Annotated in this window: 14 protein-coding genes; 10 read left to right on the forward strand and 4 right to left on the reverse strand. The window is 31.9% G+C overall.

Annotated features, from left to right (window positions below):
• Positions 1–211 precede the first annotated feature (211 nt).
• The 7 genes from CELAL_RS07455 (at position 212) to CELAL_RS07480 (ending at position 4,930) form a co-directional block, all read left to right on the forward strand.
• A complete protein-coding gene (locus CELAL_RS07455; protein WP_013550289.1) occupies positions 212–1,285 on the forward strand; it encodes a hypothetical protein in 1,074 nt (357 codons plus the stop codon).
• Between the two features lie 97 nt (positions 1,286–1,382).
• A complete protein-coding gene (locus CELAL_RS07460; RefSeq protein WP_013550290.1) occupies positions 1,383–1,925 on the forward strand; it encodes an REP-associated tyrosine transposase in 543 nt (180 codons plus the stop codon).
• Between the two features lie 98 nt (positions 1,926–2,023).
• Entirely contained in the window at positions 2,024–2,488 is a 465-nt protein-coding gene (locus tag CELAL_RS07465; protein WP_013550291.1) for a SitI3 family protein, read from the forward strand.
• A 41-nt stretch (positions 2,489–2,529) separates the two neighbouring features.
• On the forward strand, positions 2,530–2,703 hold the full coding sequence (locus tag CELAL_RS22345; RefSeq protein WP_013550292.1) for a hypothetical protein: 174 nt from the start codon (positions 2,530–2,532) through the stop codon (positions 2,701–2,703).
• Entirely contained in the window at positions 2,704–3,783 is a 1,080-nt protein-coding gene (locus CELAL_RS07470) for a hypothetical protein (protein WP_013550293.1), read from the forward strand. It begins immediately after the preceding gene.
• A 251-nt stretch (positions 3,784–4,034) separates the two neighbouring features.
• Positions 4,035–4,316, forward strand: a complete 282-nt coding sequence (locus tag CELAL_RS07475; RefSeq protein ID WP_013550294.1) for a GNAT family N-acetyltransferase — start codon at positions 4,035–4,037, stop codon at positions 4,314–4,316.
• 107 nt (positions 4,317–4,423) lie between these two features.
• On the forward strand, positions 4,424–4,930 hold the full coding sequence (locus tag CELAL_RS07480; RefSeq protein WP_013550295.1) for an OmpH family outer membrane protein: 507 nt from the start codon (positions 4,424–4,426) through the stop codon (positions 4,928–4,930).
• 83 nt (positions 4,931–5,013) lie between these two features.
• Here CELAL_RS07480 and CELAL_RS07485 read toward each other — a convergent pair whose 3' ends face one another.
• Positions 5,014–5,409, reverse strand: a complete 396-nt coding sequence (locus CELAL_RS07485; RefSeq protein WP_013550296.1) for a hypothetical protein — start codon at positions 5,407–5,409, stop codon at positions 5,014–5,016.
• Between the two features lie 12 nt (positions 5,410–5,421).
• Positions 5,422–6,579: a DNA polymerase III subunit gene (locus CELAL_RS07490; RefSeq protein WP_013550297.1), complete on the reverse strand. Its 1,158-nt coding sequence runs from the start codon at positions 6,577–6,579 to the stop codon at positions 5,422–5,424.
• Between the two features lie 217 nt (positions 6,580–6,796).
• Between CELAL_RS07490 and CELAL_RS07495 the strand changes: the two genes are divergently transcribed.
• From CELAL_RS07495 to CELAL_RS07505, 3 genes are all read left to right on the forward strand, one after another.
• Positions 6,797–7,984 carry a phosphoglycerate kinase gene (locus CELAL_RS07495; protein WP_013550298.1) on the forward strand — a complete coding sequence of 396 codons (1,188 nt, stop codon included), beginning with the start codon at positions 6,797–6,799 and terminating at the stop codon, positions 7,982–7,984.
• A 119-nt stretch (positions 7,985–8,103) separates the two neighbouring features.
• Positions 8,104–9,738, forward strand: coding sequence for a lytic transglycosylase domain-containing protein (locus tag CELAL_RS07500; protein WP_013550299.1), 1,635 nt, complete (start codon positions 8,104–8,106; stop codon positions 9,736–9,738).
• 13 nt (positions 9,739–9,751) lie between these two features.
• Complete coding sequence (locus CELAL_RS07505; RefSeq protein WP_013550300.1) at positions 9,752–10,732, forward strand: DUF4837 family protein; 981 nt, start codon at positions 9,752–9,754, stop codon at positions 10,730–10,732.
• Between the two features lie 75 nt (positions 10,733–10,807).
• Here CELAL_RS07505 and CELAL_RS22780 read toward each other — a convergent pair whose 3' ends face one another.
• Complete coding sequence (locus tag CELAL_RS22780) at positions 10,808–10,978, reverse strand: DUF6747 family protein (protein WP_013550301.1); 171 nt, start codon at positions 10,976–10,978, stop codon at positions 10,808–10,810.
• A 667-nt stretch (positions 10,979–11,645) separates the two neighbouring features.
• A complete protein-coding gene (locus CELAL_RS07510; RefSeq protein ID WP_013550303.1) occupies positions 11,646–12,299 on the reverse strand; it encodes a CoA transferase subunit B in 654 nt (217 codons plus the stop codon).
• Between the last annotated feature and the right edge of the window lie 153 nt (positions 12,300–12,452).

Consider the following 12,452-nt stretch of genomic DNA (forward strand, 5'->3'; position numbering starts at 1 on the left):
ATGAGTAGAAAATATAAATAGGGCAAGGGATTATAAGCAATCTTGTAGATCAGAACTATAGTAGCGCTAGAAATTACCAAGATGACCAAACCATTTTACATATTGATATATGATTATTAGTAAACTTTTAGTTTGTTTAACGGCACAAGCAAGATGCTTGCGCTAGCGGGGATTGATCAAATATTAAATTTAATGATTAAAGTTTAATTATATGCTTGTGAAAATAATAAAAAAAGTTAATTCATATGCTCTTAAAGATAAATACCTATATATCTCTTCAGGTAGAAGGGTTTATGAATATAATTCAGGATTAAATATTTTTAAATCTGAAGAAGATTTACAGGATTTATCAAATATCAAAAATAATATCTTCGTAAATGATATCTATGGGCGTGGATTTATAATTGAAGAGCTTAATTATAAGTTTCTAGGTGAATTTATTAAAATAACCTATCAACATTACCTAATTTTGTCCAAAATAGAAGAAAATAGGAAAGTTACTATTTTTAAAAATCAAAAAACAAATGAGGTATTAGGAAAAATAAAAGGTAGTTCTACAATATTTTATTTAAACCTTAAATATTTTTTTTCTAAAAATTTAAAAGATGATTCCATTGAATCTTTTATGTTTCCATCTGGAAAATATCTTTGGCAATTCAAATTAGAAACTCTGGGTAAGTTTGAAGACAGAGATGGCAACTTACAAAACTATGAAGTTCTTAAATTTATAGGCGCTTGGCAAAACTCTATAGTAGTTGCGTGTTCTGGACAATTGGTTTTAGATATTAGTAGTAAAACAGGTGAACTAAATAGAAAATGGCAAGCATTGCCTGGTTATGGAAGTTCTGCTTTTCAAGGGCGTTTGCAACATAAATTACCTTCTACTGATGGTTTTCAGTTAGATATCTCTAAATCGTACCTATACCACTTAGCAGGTGCTTATTTAGTAACAATAGATTTAGTTACGGGCAAAGCAAATTATCAGACCTTAAAAAATACTTTAGAAGAACACGTATTTTCTGGTTTTAGGTGGAGTACTGGCTATGCAGAAGATGAAAATCACATCTATACCATAGCAGAAATGAACCGTATGGAGTTGGGTTTAGACTACACACCACAGTGTATTGTTGCTTTTAATAAAAAAACACTGAAAATAGATTGGCACTATAGGTTTGAAGGAGATTGGGTAAAAATGGATATTCCTCAACGATCTACTAACAAACTATATCAACTTAGCGGAGATAACACCTTGTATATTTTTGAAAAAGAAGAAAAATCAGTCTAACAACAAAAAATCACCTGCAACAGTAAGCCCCGCTAGCGCGAGCGTCACGCTCGTGCCGTAAAGAGTAAGCAGAACAACAAAACTATATAAAAGTAAAATGAGCAGAAAATACAAATTTAATAACCCAACAGCAGCTTACTTTGTAAGCTTTGCTACTGTTTATTGGATAGATGTATTTACTAGACAAACTTATTTTAATGTATTAGAAGAGAGTATAAATTATTGTAGAAAAGAAAAAGGAATGGAGGTATTTGCTTATTGTTTTATACCTAGCCATATTCACTTAATTTTTAGGTCAAATGAAGAAGATTCTTCTGGACTACTTAGAGATTTTAAAGGTTTTACAGCTAGAAAATTAATTAAAACAATTCAAGATAATCCACAAGAAAGTAGAAAAGAATGGTTGCTTTGGATGTTAGAAAGAGCTGGAAAAAATAAAAGCAATGTATCTAAAATGCAATTCTGGCAACAACATAACAAACCAATAGAATTATGGAGTACAAAAGTTATTCAACAAAAAATAGATTATACACACAACAACCCTGTAGAGTCTAGTTTTGTAACTAATCCCGTAGACTGGAAATATAGTCGCGCTAGAAATTACCAAGATGACCAAACCATTTTGAAAATAGAGATATAATTATTAGTAAAACTTTTAGTTTGTTTAACGGCACAAGCAAGATGCTTGCGCTAGCGGGGGATAAAAATAATATTATATCACATATTGAATTATAAAAAATGGCTTTAAAGTATATATTACAAGTTAAAACGGAAGTTTCATTACTTAATTTTATTGAAATCTATCTAAATAAAAAGACTGTTTTATTTTCAAAAGGAAAAATAAATAAAGGCATAAATATAAACTTATATGAGGTATTAGGATTTATGTTTTCATTCACGTTTTCAGAAAAGGTCTTTTTTGATTATCTAATAGATGAAAATAAAGTTGTAGAAGAGAATTGGGATTATTCAAGTGATATACATTTTAGATTGGATAAGTTTTATGATAATTTATTAGCTAGATTAAATATGATAGAAGTATGTGTTTATATTTTAAATAATACAAAAGAAGATATCCGCTTATTATTCAATGGAGATATTTTAGTATTGGAAAGAACCAATGGTATTATTAGCATAAATAAAAATTTTGGATTTTGGAACACAAGTGATTTGCTGGGACAAATTAAGATGATTGTATTATGAGCGTATGAACTAAATATAGTAGCTGTAACGGCACAAGCAAGATGCTTGCACTAGCGGGGGCTTCAAAAGGACTAACTAAGACACAGATTTTTAATAATATGAATGACGAATTAAAACAAAGTTTAAATCTTACAGGTTTAAATGCTCAATCAAAATTCACTGAACTAATTGATGATGTTAATTCTAACTTGTATAGTTTTATAAAATCAGAATAAATGAATTTTTACAAAAAAAAGGAGATATCGAAAGTAATTAAGTATTCGAAAAAAAATAACTTATATTTTTTAACGAATAAAAAGTTATTTTTTAACGAAAAATCATTTTCGATATTTGACACACCTGTTGATGGTTTTGAAATATTTAATAATAAGGTATATTTAAATGACTGGAATGGCAACTATAAAATTTATAAAACTTCTGGAGAAGTTATTGAAAAAGGAGAAGGAAAAGCATTTTTCCATTCAAGCAATTCATATTTAGGGTATCAATATCTGAAAGAAGGGAATATTCAAGAAGCATTGATTGATAAAAATGAAGTAATTCTTAACTTGGATATTATAGATAAAAAAAACTCTATTAATTTTTCAAATAAAAACATTTACTGTTGTTTAATAAACAACGAAATCTACGCCTATACTCTTACTAAAGCAAAATTGCAATGGAAATTTAATTTAGAAACTTTAGGTAAGTTTGAAGACAGAGATGGCAACTTACAAAACTATGAAGTTCATAAATTTATAGGCGCTTGGCAAAACTCTATAGTAGTTGCGTGTTCCGGACAATTGGTTTTAGATATTAATAGTAAAACAGGTGAACTAAATAGAAAATGGCAAGCACTGCCTGGTTACGGAAGTTCTGCTTTTCAAGGGCGTTTGCAACATAAATTGCCTTCTACTGATGGTTTTCAGCTAGATATTTCTAAATCGTACCTATACCAGTTATCAGGTGCTTATTTAGTAACAATAGATTTAGTTACGGGCAAAGCAGATTATCAGACCTTAAAAAATACTTTAGAAGAACACGTATTTTCTGGTTTTAGGTGGAGTACTGGCTATGCAGAAGATGAAAATCATATTTATACCATAGCAGAAATGAACCGAATGGAGTTGGGTTTAGACTACACACCACAGTGTATTGTTGCTTTTAATAAAAAAACACTGAAAATAGATTGGCACTATAGGTTTGAAGGAGATTGGGTAAAAACGGATATTCCTCAACTAGCCAATAATAAACTATATCAACTTAGCGGAGATAATACATTATACATTTTTGAGAAAGAAGAAAAATCAGTCTAACAACAAAAAATCACCTGCAACAGTAATCAGGGCAATATAAAAATAAAACAGTAAAATAATAACCAATTGTAAAACACCCTAGCCTAGGGCAGTCCCCTCAAGGAGACAATGGTTAATGCAGATATTCCCCCTTGGAAGGGGGTGCCCGTAGGGCGGGGGATGTAAAAGGATAAAAAAACTAAAAAGTTTAAAATAAGTACAAAAAAGGAATCCTAAACCTTATTTTTAAGAAAAATAAGACAAGAACTATTATGACTATAAAACAATCAGAACAGGATAAAAACGGAGTTTTTAAGGCTGTTATAGAAGATCAAGAAGTTGGCCATTTAGAATATGCTTGGCTAGGTTCAAAAACCTTAAGTATCAATCATACTGAAGTAAATCCAGATTTTGGCGGCCAAGGTATTGGTAAAAAACTGGTACTAGCGGCTATTGATTGGGCTCGGGAAAAAAATGCTAAAATAAAACCATTATGTACCTACGCCAAAGCAGTAATAGATAAATCCGCAGAACTTCAAGATATTCTAGCGTAAAAAAAGGCGTTCAAGGATTAGAATATCAGATATTAGCGCATTAAGGCTAACTTTTTGCAAATAATCCAAAACCTTTTCTATTTTTGCGACACACTTAAAAATAAAACATGAAAAAAATTGTAATGGCTTTAGCACTATTTAGTGTTTTTGCATGCCAAGAGAGTAAAATTGGTTTTGTTGATAATCAAAAGCTAATGGAAGAGTATCAAGAGAAAGTTGATGTTGAAGCTAAATTCAAAGTCAAAATAGATGCTTTAACGAAAAAGAGAGATAGTATTTCTCAAATGTTTCAGATGAAATTACAAGCTTTTCAGGCTAAAGCTCAAAAAATGCCACAAGCACAGGCACAAGAGGAGTACGGTCAATTACAACAAGAGGGTCAGTTCATGGGCCAACAATTACAAACACAAGAACAAGAATTACAACTACAAAGCCAGACAGAAATGGATAGTATTGTAAGTAAAGTTAAAAGAGAAGTTAAAGCGTACGGTAAAGATAATGGGTATACGTTTATCTTAGGTGGTGGTGACGGTGGTAGTGTTCTTTACGGAGCAGAAGCACAAGAAGTTACTGCACCGATTGTAAAAGCATTAAACGAGAAGTATAAGAACTAATTCTCAACGCTAAGCATAAAAAAAGCCTCAACATTTGTTGAGGCTTTTTTTATGCTTAAAAAGTAAGATTTCATTAAGAAATCTTATTGCAATAAAAACAACAAAAACATGGCGGGTATAAAGTAAATAGCAATAGTTTTTGCCCCTTCATAATCTTTAGCCATACGCTGACCGAATAGTAACATTAAAAGCGAAATACAAGAAAACAGTGCGCCATAAAAAGCAAAAACTGTTTTATTTTCAGCAAGTAGTTGGTAGATGCCTCCTATGCATAATAATGCTGCAATCATCTCCGTAATTAAAACAATGCCTAAGAGTAGGGGAACACTATTTTTTAAAGGCGATTTTGAAAAGTGTTCTTTTAGCCAACTCAGGTTTCCTTTCCAATCTGAGATTTTATCAACCCCGCTTTGTAAAAATGTGATGATTAAGAAAATTAATAAAATAATTTCAGTAGCATTATTTATAAGTGGTTTCATATATAGATTGTATTAGGTTAAATCTGCTTTTTTATGCAGTAAACGAGTTAATTTTATAGATAAATCTGTGAAAATAATTTTAGCATTCCCATTCCGTTCAATATGATAGATGGCGCGCTCTAATTCTTCAGTAATTTCAATAATATTATTTTCATGAATAAACGGGGCAAACTTATTAATGTCAAAACCGTCTACATGAATGCGCATATAGGCCAATTCTTTTGCGTTGAAATTAATTAGCATCGCTTGGCGCATAATAGCAATGCAGTACAGAATAAATTTTTTCTGAGTTTCTCTTCCCGTTTTCGCTAATTCTGCACTCCAAGAAATAAGATCGTGAATGGCCGTTTTATTTCCTTTCGCTTTAAATGCGCTACGAACCCATTGTACAAACCATTTTTCAAAAACTAAATCTTCCGAATCATTATTCATGAGATCTAGGGCTTTGTTGTAATTACCGTTGGCTTCATTTGCCAAACGTAAAGCTTGGTCTTGAGCAATTCCTAGTTGTATAAGACCATTTGCAATTGCATCTTCTGACAGTGGCGGAAAATGCAATACTTGACAACGAGAGCGAATAGTTTGAATTATTTGTTCTTCATCTTCAGCAATAAGTATAAAAACGGTTTTATCTGGCGGCTCTTCAATTAGTTTTAAAAGTTTGTTGGATGCAGAAATATTTAGTTTATCGGCCATCCAAATTATACAAATTTTATAGCCTCCTTCATAAGATTTTAAGGAGAGTTTTTTTACAATTTCTTGCGCTTCATCAACACCAATCTGGCCTTGTTTTTTTTCAATATCGATTAATCGGTACCAATCAAACAAATTCCCATAAGGCTGCTCTTTAACAAAAACTCTAAAATCTTGAATATAATTATCACTAACAGCACGGCTTTTTACTTTATCAGAATTTGCAACAGGAAATGCAAAATGTAAATCTGGATGGGTAAGGGTATTACACTTAATGTGGCATGCTTGCTTTGTTTGTTCATTTGTAGCTTCAGAAGATTCACAAAGAATATGTTGTGCATATGCAATTGCCATGGGTAGTGTTCCACATCCCTCGGATCCTACAAATAGCTGAGCATGCGGAATTCTACCTGCTTGCGCACTAGATACCAAGTGGTTTTTTATGTGTGATAAACCTAAAATAGAATCGAATAACATGCGCCAAATATAAGATATTTTGTGGCAATCAATTCTAAATTATATTCTTCAATACGTCTTTAAAACTGAATTACATGGTTCTAGTAAATTGTGTGAATTTCATAATGGATTTAAGGATTCTTAGGTAATTTGTTAAATCAACAATAAATACAGCAATAGTGTAACACATAGAGCGCATAAATTTTTACATTTGTTACTATTCAAATAATGAATCAAGATGAAAACTTTAGATAATTTTAATTTCAAAGGAAAAAAAGCATTAATCAGAGTAGATTTTAATGTGCCGTTAGATGCAGAATTAAATGTAACTGATACGAGTAGAATTGAAGCTGCAAAACCAACTATAATAAAAATTTTAGAAGATGGTGGTAGTGCAATTCTTATGAGTCACTTGGGGAGGCCAAACGGACAAGTAAATCCTGATCTTTCGCTTAAACATATTTGTGATGAAGTCTCTAAAGCAATAGGCGTTAGTGTTAAATTTGTTGACGAATGTGTTGGTGAAAAAGCAGAAGCTGCTGCAGCTAGCTTAAAAAGTGGAGAGGTTTTATTATTAGAAAACCTTCGTTTTCATCCAGAAGAAGAAAAAGGCGACAAGGCTTTTGCTGAAAAATTATCGAAATTAGGAGATATTTATGTAAACGATGCCTTTGGAACTGCACATAGAGCACACGCATCTACAACAGTTGTTGCAGAATTTTTTCCTGAAAATAAATGTTTTGGGTACTTGTTAGCAAAGGAAATTGAAGCTATTGATAAAGTTATGGCAACTGGCGAAAAACCAGTTTGTGCTATTTTAGGAGGCTCAAAAGTATCTTCTAAAATTACTATTATTGAAAATATTCTAGATAAAGTAGATCATTTAATCATTGGCGGTGGTATGACATATACGTTCATTAAAGCACAAGGTGGTAAAGTGGGCGATTCTATTTGTGAGGATGATAAACAAGAATTAGCATTAGAAATTTTAAAGAAAGCTAAAGAAAAAGGAGTAGAAGTTCATATTCCTGTAGATGTTTTGGCTGCTGATGATTTTAGTAACGATGCAAATACTAAAATTGTTCCTGTAACAGAAATTCCTGATGGTTGGCAAGGTTTAGATGCTGGTCCAAAAACGTTGGAAATCTTTAAAGAAGTTATCTTAAAATCTAAAACTATTCTTTGGAATGGACCTATTGGTGTTTTTGAAATGCCAACTTTTGCAAAAGGAACTATTGCTATAGGAAACTATATTGCGGAGGCAACTGAAAAAGGAGCTTTCTCATTAGTAGGTGGCGGAGATTCTGTTGCAGCTGTAAAGCAATTTGGCTTTGAAGACAAAGTAAGTTATGTCTCTACAGGTGGTGGTGCAATGTTAGAAAGCTTAGAAGGTAAAACATTACCTGGTATTGCTGCAATACTATAACATGTAACAGATTATCATTAAAAAGACTTTTGTTGGAAAGGTTAAATTAGGAGTGAAAATTTTTTTTTTGTAAAAAAAAGACGATTTTCGTCTATTGCTTTCTAATAAAGGTTTTTTTTATGATTTATAAACACAGTAAAATACTAACTCTTTTCTCTGTAGTTATTTGCAGTACAAGTATATACGCGCAAACTTCGCCTAAAAGAAATACGACCAGAATTATTGAGTCTAAAGATATTCCTTTAGATACTACAGTAAAAGTTCTAAAAAATACACAAAATAATATTATTCAGGTAGCTCCTAATGGTACTATTGAACATCCTAATTTTATTGTTAAAAAGGATGATAAATATCATTTAGAAGATCATTTGCTTGCTGCGAAATATGATAGTCTTTGGCTAAAAGAATTGTCTGATAGCGCTCCTCTTTTTGATGAAATGTATGAGGAGATATCTGAGCTAGAGATTGATGAAAATTTTTTGGCAACTATCGATACCGAAACGCTTAAACTTCGTTTAGAAAAATTAAATCAGAAAACACCTTTTAATATTGAATATAATCCTTCTCTTGAAAGTGTTATTCAATCTTTCTTAAAAAGAAAAAGAGGACTAATGGAGCGTATGCTTACCCTTAGTCAGTTCTATTTTCCAATGTTTGAGCAAGAATTGGCAAGTTATAATATTCCACTAGAATTAAAATATTTAGCCATTGTAGAATCTGCTTTAAATCCTAGGGCTACATCTAGAGTTGGTGCTACAGGACTGTGGCAATTTATGTATCCTACCGGTAAAATGTATGATCTTGATGTGAGTAGTTATGTCGATGACCGTAGTGACCCTATAAAAGCAACGAAAGCTGCTTGTGCTTATCTTTCAAAATTACATGATATTTACGACGATTGGGATCTTGCTTTGGCTGCCTATAACTCTGGGCCGGGAAATGTAAATAAAGCAATACGAAGATCTGGTGGGTATAGAAATTATTGGAATATCCGGGATTATTTACCTCGTGAAACAGCGGGCTATGTTCCAGCTTTTTTAGCTACCATGTATTTATTTGAATATGCGGACGAGCATGGTTTAAAGCCTAAAAATGCGGAGCGTCCTTATTTTCAAACAGATACGATTCATGTAAAAAGACTAATTACATTTCAACAAATATCAGAGTTAGTAGACGTATCTGTTGAAGAATTAGAAGTATTAAATCCTTCTTATAAATTAAATATTATACCGTTTATAGAAGAAGAAAATTATGCGCTCCGTTTGCCTCTAAATGCTATTGGTAAATTTGTAGCAAATGAAGATGCTATCTATGCACATGTAGAGGAGCAGTTAAAAATTGAAGAAAAAGTTTTACCAAAATTAGTCGAAACGAAAAATCAGATTCGCTATAGAGTTAAAAGTGGAGATTTCTTAGGGAAGATAGCTGGGCGTTATGGCGTTAGAGTAAGTGAGATTAAACGATGGAACAATTTAAGGAGTAATAATTTAAAAATTGGTCAGCGTTTAACAATCCATTCTAAAAAACCTGTAAGCGTTGCAAGTAAGACTACTAAAAGTAGTCCTAAAACAAGTACAAAGAGTGCTATTGCATCTGCTACCAAAGTGTATACGGTAAAATCAGGAGATTCTCTTTGGACAATTTCTAACAAACATCCTGGTGTCTCTGTAGAGAATTTAAAAAAATGGAATGGGATTAGTGGCAATAACTTAAAATTAGGCACGAAACTTGTGTTGTGTGATTGTCAACCCTAAAGAATAATTTTTTATGAAAAAAATAGTAGGTTTTTTCGCCATTGTACTTCTATTTGTATCCTGTAAAGATGATAAGAGTGTAAAATATTTACCAGAATCTATTGGTGCTATAAATTCATTGGCCGTGGTTATGGATAATGAGTTATGGCAGGGTGAAGTAGGGGATAAAGTTCGGGAGCATTTTGCAGCACCAGTTGTAGGTCTTACTTTAGAAGAACCATTATTTACTATTAATTACATGCCACCATCTGTTTTTACAGGAAGTGTTCAGCATTCTAGATCGGTCTTGTATGTTACTAGAGATAGTACAAATAAAGCATTGATTAAAACAGATGTTTATGCTAAACCACAAAAAGTTGGTGTAATTTCTGGTAAGAACATTCAAGAAATTAAAAAAGAGATAGATGCTAAAGCAGATGAGATTATTAAAGCTTTTAGAGGGTTAGAAATTTCTGAAGCTCAAAAACGTTTTAAGCGCTCGTTAAATAAAGACAGCATTCTATCTAAAAATTTTAAAGTTAGTTTAGATATTCCTTCTGCTTATAGAGTAGGAAGACAAGAAGATAATTTTGTTTGGTATGACCGTCAAGTGCCTAAGGGTACTATGAATGTTATTATGTATACTATGCCAGAAGATTATTTTAAAAATGATTCTACATTGGTAAAAGATATTCTTAGAATGCGAGATTCTATAGGTAGTATCTATATTCCAGGAGAAGATATAGCAGGCAAGAAAAACCATATGGTTTCTGAAAAAATGTTTGCTCCTCATGTGTATCCAGCAGAAATTGGTGGAAAAAAGGCTGTAGAAGTAAGAGGTCTTTGGGAAATGAGTGATTACCCAATGGGAGGCCCATACTTATTGTACATCATTAACGATAAAGAGAATAACAGAAAATTAATAGTAGAAGGATTTACTTTTGCTCCTGCCTCTCAAAAAAGAGACAATATGTTTGAGTTAGAAGCAATTATGAAAACTATTGCATTTAGATAATAAGTTTTTTTTTTTTTAGTATTAAAAAACCCCTATTGCGAAAGCAGTAGGGGTTAATTTTTGTCGAAATTTACTTTATTGAAACGCAAAACCGGTAGACATTCTAAACACGAGTGCATAGATTGATATACCGATTAAGGCAAAACAACACCATGCAAATAGTTGCAAATAGTTTTTGATTAGGAAATTCCCCAAATTCCTAAAAGCTTCAAAATAAATTTCTTTAACGAGTAAAATATTCCTCATAATCCCCAAATTATTAATTAACAATAGTTCAAGGTTGTAATATCCAGTGCTTTAATAAACTATAATGGTTGAAATGGCTATTAATCAGGTGTATAGAAGTGTCAAATTGTATTCACTCTTTTAAGTGTCCATTTAATCGTTTAACGGGAGTAAATTTTGATTTGAATGTTATTCAAGGGATTCTTTTAGTGTCGGTAATAATCGGTAGCCCTATCCATTTTATGAGATAGCTTTCTGATTCTCGTGAGGCTTCTTTTAATGTTTTACTGATAATCTAAAGAGTTCGCTATAAAAGAGGCTTAAAACGCTTTAAAATTGCTTCTTGTTAGTATTTGGAGGTGTCATCTGATAAATTTTTACCAAAAAAAAAGAGCAACTTGTGAGTTGCTCTTTTTCTAATTTTAAGGAGGGACTTATACCATAAAAAGTTTTTTAACTAGTACGATAATTCCACTAATAAAATTGTTTCTGTAAACTTGAATTTCTTCTTGAGAAGAAGAATGACTGATTTGTGCTTCCATAGTATAATAAGGTTGTTAAATTATAAACTTGGGGTTTATAGTTGTTGTTCCGTAAATCTAATAAAAAACATTAGATTTTGAAATATAAATGTTGTGAAATTATAAAAAAACGTTGGCTATTCTTATTTTTTCAATGGAAGCTTAGCTTAACTCATCATTTCAGGAACGTCTCCTTCAATGATTAGTGTGCCTTCAGTTGCTTTTATAATGTCTTCTACACGCACTCCTGGAGCACGTTCTAAAAGTTTAAATCCTTTTGGAGTAACTTCTAATACCGCAAGATTGGTTACAATTTTTTTGACACATCCTACGCCTGTAAGGGGTAAACTACATTTTTTTAAAAGCTTAGATTCTCCAGCTTTATTGGTATGCATCATAGCAACAATAATATTTTCTGCAGAAGCAACTAGATCCATAGCACCACCCATTCCTTTCACCATCTTACCAGGAATTTTCCAGTTAGCGATATCGCCATTCTCAGAGACCTCCATAGCGCCTAAAATTGTTAGGTCTACATGTTTACCTCGAATCATACCAAAACTCGTAGCAGAGTCAAAGAAAGACGCTCCTGGTAAGGTGGTAATGGTTTGTTTGCCAGCATTTATAATATCCGCATCTTCCTCTCCCTCAAAAGGAAAAGGTCCCATGCCTAAAACACCATTTTCACTTTGGAATTCTACACTTATATCTTCGCGAACATAATTAGCAACTAAGGTAGGAATCCCGATACCTAAGTTTACATAATAGCCGTCTTTTACTTCTTTTGCGATACGTTTCGCTATACCTATTTTGTCTAACATTTCTTTAATTTGAAAATTTGAAAATGAATTAATTTGAAGATTTTACACTTGAACTTTTTTGCGGGTAGAGATAGTTTTGGCAATAATCAAAATTATTAATTTAATTTTTTGTAAGCTTTTCTTTTGAATCAGGATAATGCTCGGAAGATTTAC

The sequence above is a fragment of the Cellulophaga algicola DSM 14237 genome (genome assembly GCF_000186265.1).
In the GTDB taxonomy this organism is placed as follows: Bacteria; Bacteroidota; Bacteroidia; order Flavobacteriales; family Flavobacteriaceae; genus Cellulophaga; species Cellulophaga algicola.

What these genes read in the sequence shown, in the direction of transcription:
- CELAL_RS07455 (WP_013550289.1), top strand. Translation starts at nt 212, where the DNA reads ATGCTTGTGAAAATAATAAAAAAAGTTAATTCATATGCTCTTAAAGAT.
- CELAL_RS07460 (WP_013550290.1), top strand. Translation starts at nt 1,383, where the DNA reads ATGAGCAGAAAATACAAATTTAATAACCCAACAGCAGCTTACTTTGTA.
- CELAL_RS07465 (WP_013550291.1), top strand. Translation starts at nt 2,024, where the DNA reads ATGGCTTTAAAGTATATATTACAAGTTAAAACGGAAGTTTCATTACTT.
- CELAL_RS22345 (WP_013550292.1), top strand. Translation starts at nt 2,530, where the DNA reads ATGCTTGCACTAGCGGGGGCTTCAAAAGGACTAACTAAGACACAGATT.
- CELAL_RS07470 (WP_013550293.1), top strand. Translation starts at nt 2,704, where the DNA reads ATGAATTTTTACAAAAAAAAGGAGATATCGAAAGTAATTAAGTATTCG.
- CELAL_RS07475 (WP_013550294.1), top strand. Translation starts at nt 4,035, where the DNA reads ATGACTATAAAACAATCAGAACAGGATAAAAACGGAGTTTTTAAGGCT.
- CELAL_RS07480 (WP_013550295.1), top strand. Translation starts at nt 4,424, where the DNA reads ATGAAAAAAATTGTAATGGCTTTAGCACTATTTAGTGTTTTTGCATGC.
- CELAL_RS07485 (WP_013550296.1), bottom strand. Translation starts at nt 5,409, where the DNA reads ATGAAACCACTTATAAATAATGCTACTGAAATTATTTTATTAATTTTC.
- CELAL_RS07490 (WP_013550297.1), bottom strand. Translation starts at nt 6,579, where the DNA reads ATGTTATTCGATTCTATTTTAGGTTTATCACACATAAAAAACCACTTG.
- CELAL_RS07495 (WP_013550298.1), top strand. Translation starts at nt 6,797, where the DNA reads ATGAAAACTTTAGATAATTTTAATTTCAAAGGAAAAAAAGCATTAATC.
- CELAL_RS07500 (WP_013550299.1), top strand. Translation starts at nt 8,104, where the DNA reads ATGATTTATAAACACAGTAAAATACTAACTCTTTTCTCTGTAGTTATT.
- CELAL_RS07505 (WP_013550300.1), top strand. Translation starts at nt 9,752, where the DNA reads ATGAAAAAAATAGTAGGTTTTTTCGCCATTGTACTTCTATTTGTATCC.
- CELAL_RS22780 (WP_013550301.1), bottom strand. Translation starts at nt 10,978, where the DNA reads ATGAGGAATATTTTACTCGTTAAAGAAATTTATTTTGAAGCTTTTAGG.
- CELAL_RS07510 (WP_013550303.1), bottom strand. Translation starts at nt 12,299, where the DNA reads ATGTTAGACAAAATAGGTATAGCGAAACGTATCGCAAAAGAAGTAAAA.